General features: G+C 30.2%; 22 protein-coding genes and 1 tRNA gene. 14 read left to right on the top strand and 9 right to left on the bottom strand.

Translation table 11 applies throughout. From position 1 onward, the window contains the following. Position 1: 1 nt before the first annotated feature. Positions 2-427, bottom strand: coding sequence for a nuclear transport factor 2 family protein (locus ACKTTC_RS13525; RefSeq protein WP_408040370.1), 426 nt, complete (start codon positions 425-427; stop codon positions 2-4). Between the two features lie 86 nt (positions 428-513). Next, positions 514-1467: a helix-turn-helix domain-containing protein gene (locus ACKTTC_RS13520; protein WP_408040369.1), complete on the bottom strand. Its 954-nt coding sequence runs from the start codon at positions 1465-1467 to the stop codon at positions 514-516. A gap of 291 nt (positions 1468-1758) precedes the next feature. Here ACKTTC_RS13520 and ACKTTC_RS13515 point away from each other — a divergent pair, with 291 nt between their 5' ends. Next, positions 1759-2037, top strand: a complete 279-nt coding sequence (locus ACKTTC_RS13515) for a hypothetical protein (RefSeq protein ID WP_408040368.1) — start codon at positions 1759-1761, stop codon at positions 2035-2037. Positions 2038-2058: 21 nt separating this feature from the next. Continuing rightward, positions 2059-2241 carry a hypothetical protein gene (locus ACKTTC_RS13510; protein ID WP_408040367.1) on the top strand — a complete coding sequence of 61 codons (183 nt, stop codon included), beginning with the start codon at positions 2059-2061 and terminating at the stop codon, positions 2239-2241. A 44-nt stretch (positions 2242-2285) separates the two neighbouring features. On the opposite strand, the gene ACKTTC_RS13505 is transcribed toward ACKTTC_RS13510, so the two are convergent. Together ACKTTC_RS13505 and ACKTTC_RS13500 are read right to left on the bottom strand one after the other, a co-directional pair. Next, entirely contained in the window at positions 2286-2843 is a 558-nt protein-coding gene (locus tag ACKTTC_RS13505) for a DinB family protein (RefSeq protein ID WP_408040366.1), read from the bottom strand. Positions 2844-2880: 37 nt separating this feature from the next. Continuing rightward, complete coding sequence (locus ACKTTC_RS13500; RefSeq protein WP_408040365.1) at positions 2881-3432, bottom strand: Crp/Fnr family transcriptional regulator; 552 nt, start codon at positions 3430-3432, stop codon at positions 2881-2883. 124 nt (positions 3433-3556) lie between these two features. On the opposite strand from ACKTTC_RS13500, the gene ACKTTC_RS13495 reads away from it, so the two are divergent. From ACKTTC_RS13495 to ACKTTC_RS13470, 6 genes are all read left to right on the top strand, one after another. Continuing rightward, positions 3557-4015 carry a gamma-glutamylcyclotransferase gene (locus ACKTTC_RS13495; RefSeq protein ID WP_408040364.1) on the top strand — a complete coding sequence of 153 codons (459 nt, stop codon included), beginning with the start codon at positions 3557-3559 and terminating at the stop codon, positions 4013-4015. Positions 4016-4092: 77 nt separating this feature from the next. Then, complete coding sequence (locus ACKTTC_RS13490; protein WP_408040363.1) at positions 4093-5328, top strand: alpha/beta hydrolase; 1236 nt, start codon at positions 4093-4095, stop codon at positions 5326-5328. 97 nt (positions 5329-5425) lie between these two features. Next, positions 5426-5956 (top strand): RidA family protein, encoded by a 531-nt coding sequence (locus ACKTTC_RS13485; protein WP_408040362.1) that lies wholly within the window; start codon positions 5426-5428, stop codon positions 5954-5956. Positions 5957-6016: 60 nt separating this feature from the next. Next, positions 6017-6832 (top strand): alpha/beta hydrolase, encoded by an 816-nt coding sequence (locus tag ACKTTC_RS13480; protein ID WP_408040361.1) that lies wholly within the window; start codon positions 6017-6019, stop codon positions 6830-6832. Between the two features lie 78 nt (positions 6833-6910). Then, positions 6911-7462: a TetR/AcrR family transcriptional regulator gene (locus ACKTTC_RS13475; protein ID WP_408040360.1), complete on the top strand. Its 552-nt coding sequence runs from the start codon at positions 6911-6913 to the stop codon at positions 7460-7462. Positions 7463-7528: 66 nt separating this feature from the next. Beyond that, positions 7529-8002 (top strand): SRPBCC family protein, encoded by a 474-nt coding sequence (locus ACKTTC_RS13470; protein ID WP_408040359.1) that lies wholly within the window; start codon positions 7529-7531, stop codon positions 8000-8002. 137 nt (positions 8003-8139) lie between these two features. Here ACKTTC_RS13470 and ACKTTC_RS13465 read toward each other — a convergent pair whose 3' ends face one another. After that, on the bottom strand, positions 8140-9207 hold the full coding sequence (locus tag ACKTTC_RS13465; RefSeq protein ID WP_408040358.1) for a PA0069 family radical SAM protein: 1068 nt from the start codon (positions 9205-9207) through the stop codon (positions 8140-8142). Between the two features lie 144 nt (positions 9208-9351). Beyond that, positions 9352-11667 carry a TonB-dependent receptor domain-containing protein gene (locus ACKTTC_RS13460; protein ID WP_408040357.1) on the bottom strand — a complete coding sequence of 772 codons (2316 nt, stop codon included), beginning with the start codon at positions 11665-11667 and terminating at the stop codon, positions 9352-9354. 259 nt (positions 11668-11926) lie between these two features. Between ACKTTC_RS13460 and ACKTTC_RS13455 the strand changes: the two genes are divergently transcribed. Both ACKTTC_RS13455 and ACKTTC_RS13450 read left to right on the top strand, forming a co-directional pair. Next, the gene (locus tag ACKTTC_RS13455; protein ID WP_408040356.1) at positions 11927-12967 is read left to right on the top strand and encodes a sensor histidine kinase; all 1041 of its coding nucleotides are present in this window, start codon (positions 11927-11929) and stop codon (positions 12965-12967) included. Between the two features lie 11 nt (positions 12968-12978). Further along, positions 12979-13701 (top strand): LytR/AlgR family response regulator transcription factor, encoded by a 723-nt coding sequence (locus ACKTTC_RS13450; protein WP_408040355.1) that lies wholly within the window; start codon positions 12979-12981, stop codon positions 13699-13701. Position 13702: 1 nt separating this feature from the next. On the opposite strand, the gene aroC is transcribed toward ACKTTC_RS13450, so the two are convergent. Together aroC and ACKTTC_RS13440 are read right to left on the bottom strand one after the other, a co-directional pair. Beyond that, complete coding sequence (gene aroC / locus ACKTTC_RS13445; protein WP_408040354.1) at positions 13703-14767, bottom strand: chorismate synthase; 1065 nt, start codon at positions 14765-14767, stop codon at positions 13703-13705. Positions 14768-14805: 38 nt separating this feature from the next. Beyond that, positions 14806-15552, bottom strand: a complete 747-nt coding sequence (locus ACKTTC_RS13440; protein WP_408040353.1) for a sulfite exporter TauE/SafE family protein — start codon at positions 15550-15552, stop codon at positions 14806-14808. Positions 15553-15683: 131 nt separating this feature from the next. Here ACKTTC_RS13440 and ACKTTC_RS13435 point away from each other — a divergent pair. Further along, a tRNA-Ser gene (locus tag ACKTTC_RS13435) sits at positions 15684-15771 on the top strand. Positions 15772-16061: 290 nt separating this feature from the next. On the opposite strand, the gene ACKTTC_RS13430 is transcribed toward ACKTTC_RS13435, so the two are convergent. Next, positions 16062-17183 carry an AraC family transcriptional regulator gene (locus tag ACKTTC_RS13430; RefSeq protein WP_408040352.1) on the bottom strand — a complete coding sequence of 374 codons (1122 nt, stop codon included), beginning with the start codon at positions 17181-17183 and terminating at the stop codon, positions 16062-16064. Positions 17184-17443: 260 nt separating this feature from the next. On the opposite strand from ACKTTC_RS13430, the gene ACKTTC_RS13425 reads away from it, so the two are divergent. The 3 genes from ACKTTC_RS13425 to ACKTTC_RS13415 are packed head-to-tail and all read left to right on the top strand — an operon-like array spanning position 17444 to position 24038. Continuing rightward, the gene (locus ACKTTC_RS13425) at positions 17444-19798 is read left to right on the top strand and encodes a TolC family protein (RefSeq protein ID WP_408040351.1); all 2355 of its coding nucleotides are present in this window, start codon (positions 17444-17446) and stop codon (positions 19796-19798) included. Between the two features lie 20 nt (positions 19799-19818). Next, on the top strand, positions 19819-20904 hold the full coding sequence (locus ACKTTC_RS13420) for an efflux RND transporter periplasmic adaptor subunit (RefSeq protein ID WP_408040350.1): 1086 nt from the start codon (positions 19819-19821) through the stop codon (positions 20902-20904). Between the two features lie 20 nt (positions 20905-20924). Then, positions 20925-24038, top strand: a complete 3114-nt coding sequence (locus ACKTTC_RS13415) for an efflux RND transporter permease subunit (protein ID WP_408040349.1) — start codon at positions 20925-20927, stop codon at positions 24036-24038. Positions 24039-24041 lie beyond the last annotated feature (3 nt).

The following is a 24041-nucleotide window of genomic DNA, read 5'->3' as shown; positions in this document are numbered from 1 at the left end:
ACTATTGCTTCTCATCTATCTTCGTAGCAGTTTTACTAATAATTTTCCATGAGTCATTTATCTTCTTTAGTAAAAAGAGATCGATGTACACTACTCTAGCTTTTGGAATCGAAATACTCACTTTTGCAGTCGCTATATCTTTAACAATCTCAACAGCTAAAATTTTACCATAACGTCCATTAAAAGTTCCAGGCGTATTCTTTTTAAAAAAATTAGCATATGTTTCTGGTGAATATCTTTTAAATCCATCTCTTCCTGTTAAGTACAATGTAGCATCTTTTGAAAATGCTTTCTTAATTAAATCTAGCTTATTATAGGAGCTTCCATCTATATAGTTTTGTAACGTATTTTCTATCGCTTTTTTCTCAGATTGTGCAGATACGATTTGTAAAAAAAGAATCGATAGCACCATAATTACTTGTTTCATTTTTTTAGTTTTAATTTGCTTCAAAACTCTAAAAACAAGCTAAAAATGATGTGATTAATTATAATTTCGGCGTCCAGTTTTATAAATTAAGACGATAAAAACTGTTTTTGATATTGTGAAGGAGTCTGACCTACAGACTTTTTAAATGTCGCATAGAAATTAGACTTTGAAGAAAAACCAGCTTCAAACCCAATAGCTTCAAGAGTTAGTTCTTTTCTTTCTTCTAATAATTTTTTCGCTTCTGCTATTCTAAAATCATTCATAAAAGCTGCAAAACTTTTTCCTACATTATCATTTAATAACTGAGATAGTTTATGAGAGGTAATGTGTAATTCTTTTGCTATATCCGATATCTTAATACTCGTACTTTTATACAATTCTTTTACTACTACCAATTCTTTTAGCTGTGTTACTAGTTCATCAGCTTCTGTAGTTGTAATCTTTTTTGCAGCATATTTCTCTGGAATATTCTCAAAGATCATCTCTCTATTCCTCTTAGATAAAAACATAATTAGCAATACATAAAATACTACTGAAAATGTTATCGTTCCTACAAAATAGAAAAAGAAAAGTCCGATTAAATAAGCTGTGTATATTAATATATTCGCTATAAAAACTGCTATTAACCACAATTCAGAGGTAGAGACAGAAGTTTTACCTACCAACATTTTCTTTAAAACATCTCGTAATACGTAACCTGAAGCTATTAGATATACTCCCCAAACCAGATAAATGAAATAAGCAAAATAAGTCCCCCAAAAACGTAAATGATACGGGTATGGAAACAAAACTCCTATAATTAATATAAAAGCAACTAAAATACCCATATGAGTTTTCCAAGATGTAGGTATGTGTTTTTTGTTTTCTACTGAAGCTTTTATGTAATAAAATAAGCTAATTCCAATTAAAAAACAGGCGGACAATCCTATTTGAATTAACCAAAAATTTCGTTCTTCTCTAGGAGTAAAAATGACATATAAGGATTTTCCTATTCGTAAACTAAGAAACAATACTAATAATCCAAAGAAGAAATTTTGCACTCTCTTTTGTTTATTAAAAAAGAGGAAATAAAAAGCTACTAGAAAACCATTAAAGACTCCTAGAGCGCAAATAAAAAACAAAATTGGATTATCGTACATAACTCTTATAACAACTAATTTTTGTCTAAAATAAAACTTCTGATAAAAATAAATCCTTTTATTCAATATCTTATTGTCTCATTATATAACTCGTTTAAATTGTTATTCTAGCATTCAATCAAAAAATTGAAAACGTTTATCATTTTTTATATAAAAATCCATCACTTAAACAATAGTTTTATAACGATTTGTATGTCTAAAGACTACATATCTGTAAACAATAATTCACAAATTAAATCTAAAAACATGTTAGAAAACATTTTAAAATTATCGGGAACAAAAGCTATTGAAAAAACAGCTCAAAAAGACATTAAAGGAGGTATGCTAGTACTTGCTCCTTCTTGTTATGGAGGTGATGCTATTTGCTGTGGGACTGCACAATGGCAGTGTGGAACTGGGCCTTCTGCTGGTGGAATACATCAAGATCCTAATGTATATTTCCAAGGAAACCCTGTATGTAACTGCTTCTAATCTAAATTAAAAACGAAACCTATGTTATATAACATTTTAAACACTAAAAACGTACAGTTATTAGATGTAAAAGCTCAAAAATCAATTAATGGGGGAAGTTTAGCAGAATGTCCTACCTTTTTTCCTTTGGGCTGTTTTAGTGGTCCTTTTTATTGCAATACACAAGGACTTCCAATTTGTCCTCCAGTAGATGAAGAAGCTTAATTCAATATAGAGGTTGTTTCATTTTTCTAAGACAGCCTCTATTTTTAAACTTTCTTTATTCCTTTCAAAGCTCTTTTCGCTTGTACTATATGTCGCTCATTATGATAGATAACAAAACGAAATGTATCTCCTAATCTAAACTTTAATATAGGTAAAGTAATTGCTGTTTTTATGTTTGTCAAATCTTTTTCTTTGGCTGACTCTAATAATTCTAATAATTCCTCTTGTAGTTCTAGAAAATCTTGTACTACTTTATCTGTATTTAATCTACTGTATATTGGGTTCTTACTTTTAAATGTTTTCATTTTTTTCATACGCTCTTTAGGGAGCATATCTAAGGCAAACTTATTTCCCCAATATCCTGATTTAAATACTGAAATTTTCGTTGTTGTTGAAGTTGATAATCTTTTTCGGATTTCTTGATTATAAAAAGTTGCATAGCGATTTAAATGCTCTATACATTCTATAGCAGACCAAGTTTTATCATCTCTTTTACTTTGTAAATCTTCTTTCGATTTACTCTGTAAAAATGTTACATATGCAATATGAGATTGCACATAATCTTGTAATTCTTGTATAAGTTCGTTTGTTTTAAAGACCATTGGATTGTATTTGTTTCAAAAATCCGATTTTCATCTTTTATAAATCTTGAGTGGAATCAAGAGTATTTAAAATTCTAGAAACTGTTTCTGGTGTCATTCGTAAATAAGAAGCTATATACTTTAAGGGAATTTCCTGAAATACTTGAGGACTACGCTTTAACACTCGCTCAAATCTTTTTTGAGGAGCATATGTTATTAAATCTATTTCTCGTTCTATTTGTTGATAAACAAAACTTTGCAACATTAATTCCCATACTTTTTTATGAGCTTCTGAAGCATTGATTACTTCAGTAAATCTCGCTTTTGAAATTCTTTTTAAAGTACATTTTTTCAATGTTTGTATGAAAAAAGAAGTAGGTTTCTCTGTAAGAAAACAATCTAACGCAGTAATAATAGAATTTTTATATCCAAATCGAATGGTATGTTCTTCTTCCTCATTATCAATAAAAACACGTAAGCTACCTTCTATTACTAGATATAAATCTGTTTTTATTTCTCCCTGAGTAACCAGATACTCATTTCGTTTTATAGTAACTTCTTGTTCCCAATGGGGTTCTAAAATCTTCAATAATTCTTCATAAGCGTTCATAACAATAAAGTATGATTTGTTTATATAAATCTTTTTAAAGATAGTTTTTTTATTAAATTAGATATGCTGCTTTTTACATTTATTGTAAAAAAGAAAAAACTTGAATTTAGACTTATACTTAACAATGAAAAGAGACATTCAATCAATAAATTATAAAATAAAAAAACTAGCTTCTTCTTTGGAAAAATTAAAGGATACTGAGCTAAATACAGAAGAAATTGAGTTTATTAAAAAATATCAACCTCAAAAATCTTTAATTATTTATGGTACGCTTGGCCCAGGAAGACCTAATCATTCAAAAATTGAACATATTAATGGAGTATGGAAAAAGGGAATTATAAAAGGAAAATTAGTAAACGAAGGTTGGGGAGCTGCAATGGGCTATTTTGCTTTTAAAAACACAGCAGAAAATGAACAAGAAATAATTCAATCTTATATTCTAATTTCGGATGAGTTACATAAGCACTGGGAATTTTTAGATGAATTTGAAGGAGATGAATATACCCGAACCCTTACTCAATATGAATTAGAAGATGGTACTATTGGAGTTGGAAATATTTATGCTTTTAAAGAAAAATGTTAAGAGAAACATAAATAGTTATTATATGCAAGATTAATTACTAACTTTCAAACTAGTAATTAATCTTGCTATAAGTAACCATGAGAAAAACAGCCATACTTATTTTATGGATTCTTTTATCCGTTTTCACTAAAACTCATTCTCAAGCAACTATAACACAAAACATTATTGGAGAAAACCATACTCTCCATTCTAATATTCTGGAAGAAGACAGGCTAATTACAATTTATGTTCCAGAAGATTATCAAAACACAACGATGGTTTATCCTGTGTTATATATTCTAGATGGACAACGTTATTTTCTAAATGGAGTTTTGTACCAAAACACTTTAGGCTGGCAAGAAAAAACTCCAAATTTTATAGTTGTTGGAATTCATACAAACAATCGCACAAGACGAAAATTATTCTTTGAAAAAGCGCCTAGCTTTATTCAGTTCTTATCACAAGAATTAATTCCTTACATCGAAAAGAATTACAGAACTTCTTCTAAACGTATGTTTTTTGGATGGGAAATGGCAGGAGGATTGGCAATTGAGTTATTAGCGCAACCTAAAAGTATTTTTTCTGCTTATTTTATTTCAAGTCCTACGCATATAAATGATACTAGATTACATATACTTAAACAAAAACTAAACACTAAAAGCCTTAATGAATTCCTTTATATTACATTAAGTCCTTCGGAAACTTGGGCACAAAAATCGGTAGATAATCTCGTTAATATTTTAGAGGAACAAATTTCCCAAAAAGCTAATTGGCATTATACATCTTTAACAGATGAAAATCATCATTCCACACCAACACCAACAATTCATAAAGGTTTAAATACGTATTATAAAGACTATCCATACTTGAGATTTAAAACATTAAAAGAATTTGAAGATTTTGGAGGAATAGATGCGCTAAAAACACATTATAAAAAAAGAGGGCAAAAATACAGTGTAGCTTCTGATATTCATAAAAGTACAAAACACTTTTTGCTATTACAAGCTATGAAAGAAGACAATTTTAATACTTTTGATTTTTTTATGAATTCCTTTGGTGATTATTACAAATCTAAAACCAGAGATTTGTGGTTTAATAGATATGCACAATTCTATATAAAACACAACAATCCAAATAAAGCTATAGAAATACTAAATGTTGGCTTGATAAAATTCCCTAGTTCATTAGTTATTCTAAGTAGTTTGGGAGATGCTTTTTTGAAAACAAAAAATAAAATTAAAGCCAAAGAATATTATACTAAAGCTGTAGCATTAGCCATAAAGAATAAGGATAAAAACCTTGAACGTTACAAGTCAAAATTGAAACAGATTTAACTTTTAACACAGTATAATTTCTTATTCAAATTCTAATTATTAATTTAAATGTTTTCGAAAAATATAATCAACCAGATTACTAAATTTTAAAAGCAACATGAAAAACTTATACCATTACAATACGCTCTCATTCTTAAGAAAAACCTTAGCTTTATTTTGTTGTCTCACAATACTATTCTTAAGTAATGGTTGTACTACTAATTCAAAAACAGAAAAGCAGGAAACTAAAAAAGAAGCTCAGAAACCTACTGTAATAAAAGAAAAATGGCATTGGGATAATCCTAAAAAACAAAGTGAAAATGCAGGATATGCTCAAGTTGTAAAAGTTGGTAATACTTTGTACGTATCTGGAATTCCCGCACAAGAAATAAGTCCTGAAGGAATAACAAAATTATACGATGCCATCAAAAGATGTTTGAATGCATTTGGAGCTTCTCCTAAAGATATTGTGAAAGAAACATTGTACACTACAGACATAGAAGCAATGAAAAAAAATAATGACGCAAGAAAACAGTTTTACAAAGGAGATTATCCTGCTGCAAGTTGGGTAGAGATCAGTAGACTATATCAACCTGGAGCTAAAATAGAAGTTGATGTTATTGCGGAAATTACAGATACTACTAAGTAAAGAATTTATATTTCCAACATTTTACTTTCTTCTTATTTTTATAGTATACTTAAAAAGATCATGACTCCAAAACATCAATTAGACTTACGTTCGCGTCATCCTAATTTTCAAACTTTCTTAGATATTAATGAACGTGAATCTAAAAAAATACGAGATAATTATACATGTTTTTTAGATGTACCTTATGGTAATGAACCATTACAAACACTAGATATTTTCCCTTCTTCTATTCCAAATTCTCCAATACTTATATTTATTCATGGAGGTTATTGGAAAGGCTTGGATAAACTTAGTTATAGTTTTATTGCTGAACCATATATTAAAAACAATATCACTACTTGTATTGTAAATTACCAACTTATTCCTACGGTTACTATGGAAAGTTTGCTGAACGATATTACTACAGCTATTCAATGGATTATAAGTAAGGCAACTATGTACAATGGTAATTCAAACAAAATCATCCTCAGTGGTCATTCTGCTGGTGGACATCTTGCTGTATTGAGTTATTTATTAACTGAAAATATACAACCTAAAATTCAAGCTATATGTAGCCTTAGTGGAATTTTTAATCTAGCTCCTATTCAACATAGTTACCTAAATGATATATTACAATTAAATACTACTGATGTACATAAATTTAGTGTATCTAATAAAGATTTATCCCGTATCAAATGCCCTTTATTACTTAGTGTTGGAGGAAATGAAACTGATCTTTTTATTGAAGAATCTAAGAACTTATATCTAGAGCACAAGGAAGTAGCTCCTATTACATATTATGAATATGCAGATTTAAATCACTATGAAATAGTACATAAACTAGGACAAGACTACAATCTTTTATCTGAATTTATATGTGCAACTGCTGTACAATAGAAAACCTATGAATTCTCATATTATAAGAAAGAAAATTAAATTTTGGAATATTCATTCCAAATTATATATATTTGCAACGTGAATAAAAAAGAGATTATACTAACTGCCGCTCTTGAGCTTCTAGTTGAAAAAGGAGTTCATAATACACCCATGTCTGCAATAGCTAAAGCTGCTGGAACAGGAATGGGAACTATTTATAATTATTTCCCAAACAAAGAAATATTAATCAATGAGATTTACAGTAGTATAAAAGAGAAAGAAACATCTGTTTTCTTAGAAGTAGCAACAGACAAACCTATAAAAACACAGTTTGAAAATTACCTTACTGTACTGATACAGTTTTTCATAAACAGTCCAATGTATTTTAAGTTTTTACAGCAATTAGAAGCCTCTCCTATTATCACTAAAGAAAATAAAGTAAAAGGAGGAAAATCTGTGGGATTAGTATCTGATCTATTAAAAAATGGTCAACAAGATAGAATTATTAAAAACATTAGTATAGATGAATTATTAATATTTATAGGAGGTGTAGTTTCTTCTTATTTAAAATGGTACTTCACAACAACTGATAAAACACAGGCATCTTTTAAAAACCAAATTCAAATGGTTTGGGATGCAATTAAAGAGTAAAATTTTTTACATTTTTTTGGAATGAACATTCACTCCAAAAAAATATTTTAACTTAAAAACAACAAAATGGTAGATTTAAAATTTAAAAGAAACATTAACAAACCAATTGATGAAGTATGGAAGTTTATTATCGAAGAATTTTCAAATGGACATAAATGGGCAGCAGGAACAACAAATTGTAGAAAAGGGTATCCTCATGAAGATTTTGATAGAGTTTGTGAAACAGAATCTGGACGATTAATGGATACAATTACAAAAATTGATAATGAAAACTACTTGTTAGAATTCTCTGTTAAAGGGCTTCCTTTCTTTGTTCGTTCTGTAGTAAGTAGTTGGAAACTTTATAGCGTTTCAGATAATCAAACACAAATTATACTTGGACCAAGAATTACCGTAATTCCTGTAATAGGAACACTAATGCAAATTCCTATGAAAGCGGCTTTAAAAAAATTATACCCTAAGCTAATTAATGATTTAGCCATTTATATTGAAACAGGAAAACCATCACCAAGAAAGCAAAAAGAGCTTGATGCTATTTAAGAAACTCCTATCATTTCGAGTAAAATCGTTTGTTTAAAAGAGTATTAACAGAACAAGTAATTAATAATTAACTCCTCTTTTTCAATGTGATATTAGTCAATCTATTTCTTAGATTCATTTTAAAATACAATTACCCATTAAAACAACGACATTTGGTTGGTTTGATTTTTATCAAACAAATGATAGTTTATGGGTGGTTGTTTTTTTGCTTCTTGAAAATACTTCCTTTTGGCTAATCGAAATTGCATGGCTACTTGTTCAGCTATTTTTCCTTCTCCTTTCATTCTAGTTCCATATCTAGAATCATTTAATGTTCCGTTATGGCAACTCTTAATTTGATTTAGAATTTTGTTTGCACGATCTGGATATGTTTTTTCTACCCACTTCGTAAAAATTTCACCAATAGCTCCATTTAATCGTACAATAGTATAATTCATATCACTTGCTCCTAATTCACTTACTGTTTTTGCCAATGGTAATATCTCATGATTATTTATAGAAGGAATAATAGGCGCCATCATTACATACACAGGAATTCCATTTTTTGCTAGCGTTTCTACTGTCTTTAATCGCTTTTTAATCGTAGCTGTTCTTGGTTCTAAAGTACTTCTAGTTTTCTCAGATAATGAGGTAATAGAAATATTTACACGTACTAAATTCATCGCAGCCATTTCTTTTAAAATATCTAAATCACGAAGAATTAACGCATTTTTTGTGATCATGCTTACTGGGTGTTTTAGCTTTAATAACACTTTAAGCATCTCGCGAGTAATTTCTAATTTCTTTTCTATAGGTTGATAGCAATCTGTATTTCCAGAGAACATAAGCAATTCAGGTTGCCAGTTTCTGCTTCGTAGTTTTTTTTCTAAAAGCTCAGCAGCATTTTTTTTATATAAGATTTTACGTTCAAAATCTAATCCTGCGGAATATCCCCAATATTCATGTGTATTTCTTGCATAACAATAAATGCAACCATGCTCACATCCTTGATAAGGATTCATAGAATAAAACAATCCCATTTCAGGACTATTTGTTTTATTTAGAATGGTTTTGGGATGTGTTTCTATATATATAGTTTTATTAGCATCTGCATTTTCATTTTCTGAAGCACAATAGTTTAAAAAATCATCTAAAACTTCATGCTCATGTTGCAAAAACCTGTTATGTGTATTGTGCTGTGCTCCTCTTCCCTTAATGTACTCCATAGAAAAATCATTTTTAAATTATTAGCTAAAAAGTTGAATGATTTTACTGAGAAAAAGTTCAGCAACTTCTCAATACAATTTTGGTAACAAACCAAAACCATTCTTTAATATTACAAATTTACAAAAAATATGTTTGAAAAATAATTAATCTGGTAAACGATCTCTATCTTTTTTACCTCTATTAAATCGATATACCACATTCAATCTAAATTGTGGGCCAACTACAGATTGTCTACTATTAATTATATAGTTTTCTCCTGTAATTAAACGTTTTCTAATTCTGGAATTAAAGATATTTTGCACGTTAGCCGTTACAGAAACTTTATCGTTCCAAAAGTCTTTATTTACGCCTAAATTTGCAAAGAATATAGGTTTAGTTACCGTTTGTCCTGATGCGCGTTCTCCTTGATAATTTAGGTTTGTTTGAATGGTTATCGCGGGTGTTTTTATTTGAGAATTTAATCTTGTTGTCCAAGCATTATCTGATACATTAAACAATCCTTTTTGCGTAAATGTAAAGTAGTTTATTTCTCCTGAAAGACGCCACCAAGGAAAAGCTCTATATTGCATTCCTAGTTCTGCTCCTACTCTATGTTCTTCTCCGGAATTTACTTCTTTTGTAATAATTACTCCTTGTCCATTAGAAGTAATTAAACTTTCAAACAATTGTGTAGTATGTTGGTAATATAGAGATGGATTAAGAACAAAACGCTTCCATTTCTTTAACAAACCTAAATCAAAAGCATCTGTAAACATTGGGTTTAAATCTGGATTTCCAACACGAATATTTCTTCGATCTGCAATTCCTCCAAACGGATTCAATTGCCAAAAACTAGGTCTTCTAATTCGTTTACTATAACTCAGCTGAAGATTTGTTTTTTCGTTAAAATTATAGGTTAAATGTACCGTAGGAAATAAGTTAGAGTACTTTTTATCTGTTTCAAATTGTTGTTTTATATCTGTACTTCCTGTATGTGTGTATTCAGCACGTAACCCCAACAAATATTGTAGTTTATTTTTTCTATTTCCATATTGAGCATATGCAGCATAAATACGTTCTTTATATTTTAAAACATTATCTAAACTATCTACCAATACATTGTTATCCCATACTTTATAATCGCTATCTATATCTCTAATCTCACCTTTAATTCCTAACTCTAAATGAGTTTTAGGAGCTAATGGTAATCTAAAATCGGTTTGAAACAATAAATCTTTACTACTCTCTACATCTCTACTTTGCAATACATTAGGAGAAACCGTGTTTGTATTTTCTTCTATAAACTCATTTTCATCATCATTCCAAAAATCATATTGTACATCTATTGTTAATTTTTGACCTTTTTTAGCAAAAGTTTTTACATGATTAAATTCTATTCTACTAAAGTTTTGAGGCTCCCTATAGCTTTCTTTATTAAGAATCGTATTTTGTAAATTTTGCGATGCATCTAAAAAATCAAATTGAAAATTACCAAAACGCTTACTCACATTACTTCGTAAAAAATAGCTAAATGTGGTTGTATTCTGTTTGTTGAAATAAATATCACTTCCTACATAAAGATTAAATATATTTCTTCTGAATAAAGCATTTCTTGTTTGGTTTAAAAATGAAGTTATTCCACTTGTATCAAAATTGGTTCGTTGCATTGCTGTTTCATACTCAAAATCTTGAATTCTATACCTTGCATTTGCAAATAAGTTAAATGTTTCTTTTTTAAAGTTTACATTATAATTTACTCCATGATTCGCAGGGCTTCCTGTTGTTAATTGTAATGAGCTACTAAAACCTCCAACTTTATTTTTCTTTAGTATGATATTTAAAATTCCTGCGGTACCTTCTGCATCATATCTAGCCGATGGATTTGTAATAACTTCTATACGTTCTATTGTAGATGCTGGTAATTGTTCTAATCCATTATTATTGGTTAGTACAGATGGTTTTCCATTAATTAGAATACGTACATTAGCATTTCCTCGTAAGCTTATAGCTCCGTCCATATCTACATTTACCGATGGAACATTATTTAAAATATCTGTTGCATTTCCTCCTTTTGCAACTAAATCTTTTCCAACATTAAAAATTCGTTTATCTAATTTATATTCGGTTGTAGATTTTTCTGCTCTTACTTCTACTTCTGCTAACTGTGTACTGTTTTCTTCTAAGAATACAACACCTATGTTTTGCGATGTAGTTAAATTTTTCGATTTTATTTGAGTTGATTTAAATCCTACAAACTCAATCTTAATATCATAGACTCCTGGTTTTGTAGTTATAGAAAATTCTCCTTTATCATCTGTAGATGTTCCAGTGATTAATGTAGTTGTATTTGGTTTGGTTACTATAATTGTGGCAAATTCTAGTGGTTGTTGTGTTGATTTGTCTGCTACTTTTCCTTTCAAAGTAATTTGTCCAAAAGAACAAATACTTAATAACAATATTAATAGTGTAATAAGTCTCATTGTTTTGTGTCTAATTTTAATTTACGGTATAAAAATGCATGGGTTTCCTCGGTACTATTAGCGTAATAGACCAATTCTGTAAAAAAGTCGACGTTTAAACAAAACCTGCATAAAAGACTTATTCAGGTTAAAAAAGGTTACATTCAGGAGTCAAAATCTCAAACTCGTCTACTTCTTTAACATTTTTCTTAGTTTTAAGTACTTTTGATACATGCTGGAATACATTCAAAAAATAACAAGCTACATAAAGTCTAAACGCGTGTTAAAACATTTTATATTTTGGACTGTTTTTATTCTTTTTAACCTAGTAAAAAGTTTAGCTACTTTTAAAGACAAAGGAGATGTGTATACAAGTAAACTACCTATCTCTTCTATTATAGGTAATTTACCAGATATTATTACCGCATATATTGTTGTCTATATCATTTTTGAAAAACTTATTAAAAAGAGAAAATACCTTTTAGGCACACTTTCTTTTTTTATTGTTATATATATAATGAGTGTTTTAAACAGGTTATGGGTTGTACAAGTAGTAGAAACTATTTATAGAATTCCGCCTTTTGAACAAGAAAGCTTCATGGAAATTATTAATGAACCTAGGCATTTAATTGCTTATTATATGCCTTCACTGGTTTTAAGTAGTTTTGTTTTTGCTGCTGTAAAATATTATTTTGAAAATGAAGGGAAGCATCTAAAACAGTTAGAAATAGAAAAAGAAAAATCTAGCATCGAATTAAAAACTTTAAAAGGACAATTAAATCCTCACTTTTTATTCAATACATTGAATAACATTTATTCTTTATCTGTAATGAATTCTCCACAAACTTCGAATGCCATTGCCAAACTTTCTGAAATGCTCGATTTTGTTTTATTCAAGTGTGATGATCAACTTGTTTCTTTAAAAAATGAATTAGCTCTTATAAGAAACTACATTGCTTTAGAAAAGTTAAGATATACTGATGAATTACAAATTAATATTACTTCTGATATAAATGTTCCAGCAAAAGTACCTCCACTTATTTTACTATCTCTTGTAGAAAATGCTTTTAAGCATGGAGCTAGTGCAAATGGAGGAGCTCCTGAAATTACTATTGATATAACGAGTAATGAAAAAACAGTTGAGTTTTTTGTTAGCAATACGGTAAGTGCTTCAGAAAAAACACAAGAAAGAAAATCAATAGGTTTATTGAATATTAAAAAACAATTAGATTTAATATATGGAACTAATTATACGCTAGATATCGACACCAATGCAGATTTATTTTCTGTAAAAATTACTATACAAAAGAACGTTAATTAATAAATTGCCTTATGCCTTATAAATGTGTTATTGTAGACGACGAACCTTTAGCTACTAAACTTATTGCGAACCATATTGCTAAAATTGATACGTTAGAAGTAGTGGCGATTTGTAATAGTGCTATAAAAGCTTTTGAAGTAATTCACACAACTCAAGTTGATTTACTTTTCCTAGATATTAATATGCCTAATTTAACTGGAATTGATTTTCTGAAAAGTTTAAAAAATCCACCTAAAGCAATTTTAACTACTGCTTATAGAGATTACGCTATAGAAAGCTACGATTTAGAAGTTTTAGACTATCTACTGAAACCTATTACTTTTGAGCGTTTTTTTAAAGCAATTGAAAAATTCTTAAGAAATAGTAATACTCCCGATCCTGTTGAAAAAACAGCACATACGCTATCTAAAGAAGATGATTTCTTGTTGATTAAATCTGGAAACAAACATCATAAAATTCTTATAAAGAACATTCTTTATATAGAAAGCTTAAAAGACTACATTCAATTTCATTTAGAAGACGATAAACGAGTGGTTTCTAAATATAAAATCAGTGATATAGAAAATGAGTTAAAAGCAAAATCCTTTTTAAGAGTGCATCGTTCTTATTTAATTAATACAACTAAAATAACAGCCTTTACAATCCATGATATAGAAATTGATACAGCTGTTATTCCAATTGGCGTGAGTTATAAGGAACACACTATGAGTTTTCTAGAGAAAATGAGGACTTAAATTATCCTTCTTTTCTCATTTTATTCATTAAATAAAAATCAGCTAAAACTAAAGCAGTTAACGCTTCTACTACAGGTACGGCTCTTGGAACCACACAAGGATCATGACGTCCTTTACCTTGAATTTCTGTAGCTTCACCTTCAGAATTTATTGTTTGTTGATTTTGCATGATCGTAGCTACTGGCTTAAAAGCTACTCGGAAATAAATATCCATTCCATTAGAAATTCCTCCTTGAATTCCTCCTGATAAGTTAGACTTTGTAGTTCCGTCTGTATTAAAAATATCGTTGTGTTCAGAACCTTGCATTTTGGCTCCACAGAAGCCACTTCCAAACTCAAAACCTTTAACAGCATTAATAGATAACATTGCTTTTCCTAACTCTGCGTGTAGTTTATGAAAAATAGGCTCTCCTAAACCAACAGGAACATTTTTAGCAACACAAGTAATTGTACCACCAATAGTATCTCCAGCTTTTCTTATTTGCTGAATTTTTGTGATCATTTTTTCAGCTGACGCTTCATCTGGGCATCGTACAATATTACTTTCTGTCTTAGAAAAATCTAAATCTTGGTAAGGTTTATCTATAAAAATATCTCCTACAGACGATGTAAATGCATTGATTTCTATTTGCGCTAATAACTGTTTTGCTAACGCACCTGCCACAACCCAGTTTGCTGTTTCTCTAGCAGAAGTTCTCCCACCTCCTCTATGATCTCTAACTCCATACTTTTTATCGTATGTATAATCTGCATGAGACGGACGGTATACATTTGTATTATGATTGTAATCTTTACTCTTCTGATTTGTATTTCTAATGACAAACCCTATAGGCATTCCCGTAGTTTTTCCTTCAAAAATACCGGATAAAAATTCTACAGTATCTGGCTCTTTTCGTTGTGTTACAATTTTAGATTGTCCAGGTTTACGACGATCTAACTCTTTTTGCACTGCATCAAAATCTACCGTAACTCCAGCAGGAAAACCATCTATTACTCCACCAATTGCTACTCCATGTGACTCTCCAAAAGAGGTTAACCTTATTATATTTCCAAAGGAATTAAACATATGCTCTAATTTTTGAAACGAAAAACGAATTTAGTTATTTACGAGAAAAACCACAGTTTAATTGCCATAAAAATTACCATAATAGCTAAAAATATTTTCACCAGATTATCTCCTTTGTTTACAGACCATCTACTAGCAAACCAAGCACCTGTTGAATTTCCAATAGCTAAAATAAGTCCATGTTTCCAGCTTATTTTATCGTTTAAAGCAAAAACAACTACAGCTCCTATTGTATAAATAAACGCTACCATTACTTTCGCCGCATTTGCTTTAACAAGTGAAAAGTGGTTTATAGAGGACATTGCTAGTAACATAAACAATCCTGTTCCTGCTTGAATAAAACCTCCATAGATTCCTATAAAAAAGAAAATAATAAGCGATAGCCATAAATATTTACCAGTTAATTGCTCTTCTACTTCCTTTAAAGATGTCTTAGGTTTCAAAACCATTAGCACTACCACCACTACCATAACTATGGCTAATATTCTATTAAATGTTTCTCCTTTAATATCTACTGCTATTCTTGCTCCTACTAACGATCCTAATAAGGCAGCTATTCCTATATATAAACTAAAAGGATATGCAGAAACTCCTTTACTTTTAAAACCAGCTATAGAAAATATATTTTGAATTAAAATAGCAATACGATTGGTTCCGTTAGCAATGTTTGAAGGTAATCCCATAAAGATTAGCATGGGTAAAGTTAATAGAGATCCACCTCCTGCAATCGTATTTATCACTCCAGCAATCAACCCTACTAAAATTAATAGTAAATATTCTGTCATAGTAAAAAATTGATTGTAAAAGTATTACAAAAAACAAGAAAAATAAATCGAAAAAAAACAAGAAAAACTTTTTGAGAATCAAAAAAGGTTCCTATATTTGCACCCGCAAACGAGTAATCGTTAGTATGACTGGAGAAATGGCAGAGTGGTCGAATGCGGCGGTCTTGAAAACCGTTGACTGTAACAGGTCCGGGGGTTCGAATCCCTCTTTCTCCGCCAAAGCCTCGAAACAAATATGTTTCGAGGCTTTTTTTATTGTATGATATGAGAAAAGATATTTGTAAAACCTTATCGTTTATTATTGCACTACTATTGTGCTATGCTTTTTTCATCAATATTGCTGATCTTACAATCATTCTAAATTCTTCTAAGACTATATGGTATAAAACTGGATATATAATTGGAAATATAGGTATAGGAGTACTAGCCTTTTTAGCTATTAAATATAGCTTGAAAAGCCAAGATTAAAAGGTTATTGAAATAACTGTTTTAAGACTTCAAATAAACGTTTAAAAATGATCTTGCCTAAATTGAGTAGGAGTTGTATTCGTTAGTTTTTTAAAAGCATGGTAAAATGTTGCTTTACTATTAAAGCCAACATCAACCGCAATTGCAAAAATCGTATCTGGTTTCTTAACCAACAAACGTTTTTTAGCTTCTAGAATACGATAATTATTAATATAGTCTGAAAAACTAATATTTTTATTCTCGTTAATTGCTTGTGATATATGCGGTACAGAAGCTTCTAATCGTTCAGAAAGTGTATTTATTTTTAATTCTGAAGACAAAAACATTTGCTCACGCTGCACTAAATCATCTATCTTTTTAAAAAGCGCTTCTGAGTTGCTTAACGAAGAGTTTTTATATTTCGCTTTAACTTCATTAGGCAAATCATTATAATCTCCAGTGTAAGCAAAAATTGGAAAATGCATTAAAGAATACACAAACACAAAAAAGTAAATTGTATAAATAACTGTCTCTATTTTAAACATGTTATCCATAGTACCAATATGAAACAGTAATAAAATAGCTTGAGACGCCATAAAAGCAATCACCAAAAAATTTATAACGAATAATAAATTAATCCATTTAAAATACATTTCCTTTTTCTTATTCAACGCTACAATCATTGGTGTGCTTTTAAATATGCTGTAAGCTTTGTAAATAAAAAACAAATTGATACTACACGACACTAAATAATCATAGATACCGTATTTGGTAATTGGATGATCTAGATCACTGAAAATTAAATCTGCAGCAACTCTAGTTTCAATTCTCCTTACCAAATACACAAAAAACAATGTTTTTAAAATGGTGTATATAAAGATTAAAATTATATATGGTTTAAAATTTATCTTTTTATCTAAAATAGAAGTAGCAAAGTAGAAAAATAAAATACCTATAAAGTGAAACGAAATAAAAGGCAAATAACTTACCCAGATTGGAGCTTTATAATTATTTGCATCTATATAATTTCCTATAGAAAGTAATGTATAAATAAATACAATAAAAGCTAAACTAAGCTTTGTAAAATTACTTGTTCCAAAACTACTCTTTGCACGTAGAATAAAAAAAATTAAAAAGCCTCCTAAAAGAGTACTTATTATAGGAAATACATTTATGATACTCATACACCTTCTAAATTCGCTTACAAAAATACATTTCTGAATTTAATTTCATCTAATATTATAAAACCACACCAAAACAACAATAAACAACTAATTTACAACACATTAAAAACAACTGTATTTTATCTAATATTATAAAATTAAACTTAAAAGTCGTAATATACCGCTAGTTTTGCCCCTAAGATTTTTATTGTTAAATTTATAAATCTACCCGTATAATCCCTTTTTACGTTTTAAAACATTAATTCAAAAAAAACAATGTAATGAGAAGACTTTTTCTTTTTCTATTTTTTTTGAGCATTGCTTCTGCATACACTCAAAAAAAGAAAAACTACAACATTGGTATTTTATTAGATTATAAAACCAGTGAAGTAGATCCTTTGTTACAACAGTTAAAAAATCAGATTAAAGCTGTTGTGGGGGAAGATGCACAAATTACCTTTCCCGAAAAAAGTTTGATGGTAAACAATTATAATTTGCAAAAAGCAAAGCAAAACTATCAAACCTTACTCAATAATAACACTGATATAATTATAGCATTTGGAGTAATTAACAGTGAAGTTATTGAAGCACAAACAACTTATACTAAACCTACTATTTTATTTGGTGCTGTAAATAGAGATTTCAACAACATTGATACTTCGAAAGCAACATCGGGAATTCCTAATTTTACGTATCTAATCAATTCTCAATCGTATTTAGACGACCTTAAAAAATTAAAGGAACTTACCGATTTTAAAAATGTTGGAATTGTTATAGAAGCACCTTTCGAAAAAATTCTTCCGTTACAAGAGACTTTTGACAATGAGTTAAAACAGCTTAATGCAAACTACAAGCTTATTCCTTTTAAGAATATCTCAGACATTAATAATAATCTTAACGACATTGATGCAGTATATATCGCTGGAGGTTTTTTCTTAACAGACACTGAAATTCAACAAATTGCTAAAGAATTTATAGCAAAAGAACTTCCTTCATTTACCATTAACAATATAAAAGATGTACAAAATGGTATTATGGCCACCAATCAATCTGAAGGAAATTTCAATCAATTTACACGTAGAGTTGCCTTAACTGTAGAACGTTATATTAATGGTACTCCTTTAGCTGACTTACCTGTTTATATTGAGTATAGTCCTAGACTAACAATTAATTACAATACAGCTAATGCCGTTGGAGTTCCAATTAAGTATAGTTTATTAAACGACACCGATTTTGTGGGAACTTCTATAGATCCAAATGCAGAAAAAACCTACAATCTCCTATCAGTAATTCAACAAGCTTTACAAAGTAACCTAGGGTTACAAGCCAACAAAAAAGATGTTGAGCTAAACGAACAAAATGTAAAAACTGCTAAAAGCAACTATTTACCTAATTTAACTGCATCTGCTAGTGGTACGTACGTAGATCCTAAGCTAGCTGAAATAAGTAATGGCCAAAGCCCTGAATTTTCTACAGCAGGAAATATTACATTACAACAAACTGTTTTTTCACCTTCTGCGAGTGCCAATATTACCATCCAAAAAAACTTAAAAAAGGCACAACAAGAAAACTACAATGCAGAACAATTAAATACAGTATTTAATGTATCTAATGCATATTTCAACACCCTAATTTTAAAAGCTAACGCTCAAATACGCTTGCGAAATTTAGACTTAACCAAAAAGAACTTACACATAGCCAAAGAAAACTTTGAAGCAGGAGAATCAGGAAAATCAGATGTATTGCGTTTCCGAAGTGAACTAGCTCAAAATACACAAGCTATGGTACAAGCCATAAATCAATTAGAACAAGGGTTTATTGGATTGAATCAGTTACTTAACAACCCTATTGATTTAGCTATTGATGTAGATGATGCAGAGCTAGACAAAGGACTTTATAAGGATTATAATTACAAACAATTAACAACCTTGTTAGACAACCCAACCACTAGAGAACCTTTTATTGCCTTCTTAATTGAAGAAGCTAAAAAAAATGCTCCAGAACTAAAATCATTAGGGTATAATTTAAAAGCAACCGAGCGTAATATCAAATTAAGCGGAAGCAATCGTTTTATGCCAACTGTTGCGCTACAAGGTCAATATAATAGAACTTTTAGCCGCCATGGAAAAGGAAGCACCATTCCTCCTGCTTTTGCTCAATTAGGAAATACTTTATTGAATAGTAATTACAATGTCGCTGTAAACTTATCTATTCCTATTTTCAATAGAAATCAAAACAATATAAACAAGCAAACAGCTTTAATACAAAAAGATCAAATAGAAATTAATCGTGCTAATAGCGAATTAAACATTGCTGCCAATGTACGTAATGGTGTATTGAATTTAATTAATGAAATTTCTAACATTGAACTTTCAAAAGTATCAGAGCAAACCGCTAAAGAATCCCTAGAACTTACGCAATCTTCTTATCAAGAAGGAGCCGTAAATTTTGTACAGTTAATAGATGCACAAAACAACTATTTAAACGCTCAATTAGCTAAAGCTACAGCGGTATACAACTTCTTAATTAATGCTATACAATTAGAACGTAATACAGGATACTTCTTTTTATTACATACACAAACTGAAAATGAAGCTTTTATTACACGTTTTCAAGAATATTTATTAAAAAACTAACTTATTAAACACCTAACAAAATGAAATATACAGTCAAATTATTCATCTTATTTTTCTCAGGTTTATTGTTTATTTCTTGTGGTAAAGAAAAGAAAGAAGCACCTAAATTAATACGTCCTGTAAAATATAAAACTGTAACACTTTATGGCGGCGATAAAGTACGCTCATTTAGTGGAACTTCTCGTACTGATAAAATTATAAAATTGAGTTTTAGAAGCTCTGGTATTATTACCAGTTTTGATATTAAAATTGGTCAGAAAGTTAAAAAAGGACAGCAATTAGCCGTATTAGATAATGTACAAGCAAGATTAAATTATCAAAGTGCCGTTTCTAGCTTAAATAGTGCCGAATCTGCCATGAATACTGCTAAATTGAGTTTGGATAGAACTCGTAAACTTTTTGAAAAAGGTACGACAGCATTAAGCAATTATGAAGCTGCTAAAAATCAATACACTTCAGCTAAAAATTCATATATCTCTGCAAAGCAAAGCGTTGCTTTACAACAAGAGCAAATCCGATTCGGATATTTAATTGCTCCTGAAAGCGGTGTTATTTCTTCTGTAGCTGCTGAAGTTGATGAAAATGTAACTCCAGGACAAACCATTGCTACTTTAAATGCTGGTACAGATATGGAAATTTTATTAGGATTACCAGAAAGTGTTATTAATGGTGTTCATCCTAGTATGAATGTAGAAGTATCTTTTGCTTCGTTACCAAACAGTACTTTTAAAGGAAAAGTGACAGAAGTTTCACCTGCAGTAGATGCCAATACAGCCACCTACCCTGTTCGAGTTGTATTAACAAATCCTACTACGGAAGTACGAAGTGGTATGGCTGCAAACGTAATATTCCAATTTGGAGAATCTAAAAGTGAACAACAACATTTAGTTGTTCCTGCAAACGCAGTTGGTGAAGATAGTAACGGAAATTTTGTCTTTTTAATTCAAGAAAAAGACAATGCAGCTACAGTTACCAAACAAAAAGTAATTATAGGCGAGTTAACACCAGAAGGTTTTATTATTAATGCTGGATTACGAATAGGACAAAAGATTGCAACTGCTGGTTTACAAACTTTACTAGACGGTCAAGAGGTAAAACTTCAATAATTTAAACGTAACTATCTAACATGAATTTAGCACAGTTTTCTATAGAAAAAAACCGCATTACCTTTATGGTTTTAGCCACCATTTTAATTATGGGAATGGTAATGTATTCAGGCTTATCGAGAGATAGCATGCCTCCATATACTGTACGTGTTGCTTCGGTCGTTTCATTCTTCCCTGGAGCGAGTCCAGAACGCGTAGAACAATTAGTTTCTGATAAGATTGAAAAATTAGCGCAAGAATTACCTGAACTTAAAGAAGTATCAAGTACTTCCCGTACAGGATTATCTGTTATTGTTGTTACGTTAAAAGACGAAACTTCTGCAGATAAACTACAAGCTGTATGGGATCGATTACGAAGAAAAATAAATAATATTCAAGGATTACCTCAAGGAGTAAAACCTGATTTGCAAGATGATGGAATTGGGGATGTATACGGAATTGTTGTTGGCTTAACCTCAGATGGATATTCTTATGCGGAAATGAAAGAATATGCCGATGACATTAAAGACGAATTAATTGCTTTACCAGACGCTGCAAAAGTTAGTTTAGGAGGAATACAAGAAGAACGCGTATTTGTAGAATTTGATAATACTCGATTAAAAGAATATGGTTTATCAGCTTCAAAATTACAGCAAATCATATCTACTACAAATATCCTAAGTTCTGGAGGACAAGTAAATGTAGGAGACGAACGTATTATCTTAGAACCAACAGGAAATTTTAATACCATTGAAGATATTAGAAACATGTTAGTTCCTGTAGGTATTAATGGTTCTCAATTAGTAAAATTAGGAGATATTACCACAATAAAGAAAGGTTATGTAGATCCTCCAACACAAATTGTAAAGGTAGATGGAAAAACTGCTATGTCTTTACATGTTAACCTTAAAAAAGGTGCCAATGTAATTGCTTTAGGAAAAGAAGTAGATGCCGTAGTAAATCAGTGGAAAGCCAAACTTCCTGTAGGTTTAGAACTTACCAGAGTATCTTCTATGGATACATATATAGACAATAAAGTACAGAATTTTATTAGTAACCTAATGCAATCTATTGGAATTGTATTGGCTGTAATGCTTGTCTTTTTAGGTATTAGAACAGGATTAGTTATTGCTAGTTTAATTCCTATTGTAACCATTATGACCTTAATGATTATGGGAATCATAGGCATGGGATTAAATCAGGTTACTTTAGCTGCATTAATTATGGCTTTAGGTATGTTGGTAGATAATGCTATTGTAGTCGCCGAAACTATAATGGTGAAATTAGACCAAGGAATTAATAAAAAGAAAGCTGCCGTAGATGCTTTTTCTGAATTATGGATGCCTTTATTAATTTCTACATTAACTACCTCTGCAGCATTCTTAGCTTTCTATATGTCTCCAACTACTATGGGTGATATTGTAGGGCCTATTTTTGTTGTAATTACTATTGCTTTATTATCTTCTTGGATTATTGCATTGACTATTATTACACTGTTCTGTTATTTATTCTTAAAACAAACTCCTAAAGAAGAGAAGAAAGAGAGTTTTATAGACAAGACTATTAATTATTTAAAAGAGAAATACAAAGATTTAATTCTAACTGCTTTAGCCAATAAGTGGAAAGTAATTATTGGAATTTTTGCTGCTTTCTTTTTATCGTTATATGGTTTTACCAATATTCCGTTTTTATTTTTTCCTGACAGTGATCGAAATATGATTACGGTAGACATTAACTTACCTTTAGGAACTAAAATAGAACGTACTAAAGAAGTTACTGAAAAAATTGAGCAATTTATGCTTGATTCTTTAAAAACAAATGAATCCCGCACTTTAGGAATTGTAGATTGGTCTTCTTACGTAGGACAAGGGCCAGAATCATACGATCAAGGATATAGCCAAGATGAAGCAAATTCGAGTTACGCTCATATCTTAGTAAATACTTCTTCGTTTAATGAGAACAAAGCTATGATTGCTAAGTTGGATAATTTTGCTTTTGAAAATTTCCCGAATGCAGATGTAAAAGTTAGTGCTTTAGGTGCTGGTGGTGGTGGAACTCCAATTGAAATTAAAGTATCTGGTAGCAGTCCTGATGAATTAGCTAAAATAGCAGAAAATATAAAAGCTAAATTAGCTAGCTTTAGTACTACCAAAAATATTAAAGATGATTGGGGACCTAAGAGTAAGAAGTTTTTAATTAAAATTGATCAGAATAGAGCGCAAACTGCTGGTGTTTCTAGTCAGGACATAGCTACCTCACTTACTACTGTATTAGATGGTTTTCAAACAGGAGAATATAGAGAGAATGATAAATCTATTCCTATTTTAATGCGAAGTGGTGACAGTCAGCAACAAACATTAGCTTCATTAGAAACCTTGAATATTTTTGCGCAAAACTCTGGTAAAAGTGTTCCTTTATTACAAGTAGCTACTATTATACCACAATGGCAATATTCTAAAATTAGACGTTTAGATTTACGTAAAACCATTAACGTTTCTTCAAAACTTCGCGAAGGCGGAAATGCCAATGCTGTTATGGCTGAAGTTACACCTTGGCTACAAGAACAAATAACAAGTTGGCCACAAGGATACACCTATGAATTAGGTGGAGACGCAAAACAATCTGCTGAAAGTATGGGATCGGTAATAAAATACTTACCATTATCTGCTTTCATTATTGTATTACTTTTAATCATTCAGTTTAACTCTTTTAGAAAAATGGGAATGGTAGTACTTACAATTCCATTAGGTATTATTGGCGTTGTAATTGGTTTACTAATTTTCCAAGAACCTTTTGGATTTATGCCTTTCTTAGGTGTAATTTCTTTAGCTGGAATTGTAATTAATAATGCCATCGTACTAATAGACCGAATGGAAATAGAAATTGCTTCAGGAAGAACCGATCAAGATGCAGTTATTGCAGCTTGTTTACAACGTTTCCGCCCTATTTTACTAGCAACTTTCACTACTGTTTTAGGATTAATTCCATTATATCTTTCTGGAGGTGAAATGTGGGAAGGAATGGCTGTGAGCATTATGGTAGGATTGTTATTTGGTACTATTATTACTTTATTATTTATCCCTGCTTTGTATAGTGTTTTATTTAAAGTAAACTATAAAGGATATGAGTTTAATAACGAATTATTAAATGAATAGAAA

Origin of the sequence: Tenacibaculum amylolyticum, from assembly GCF_964511145.1 — a bacterium.
In the GTDB taxonomy this organism is placed as follows: domain Bacteria; phylum Bacteroidota; class Bacteroidia; order Flavobacteriales; family Flavobacteriaceae; genus Polaribacter; species Polaribacter amylolyticum.
The sequence above is the reverse complement of the archived record's forward strand: the minus strand, read 5'-3'. Positions and strand labels throughout refer to the sequence as shown.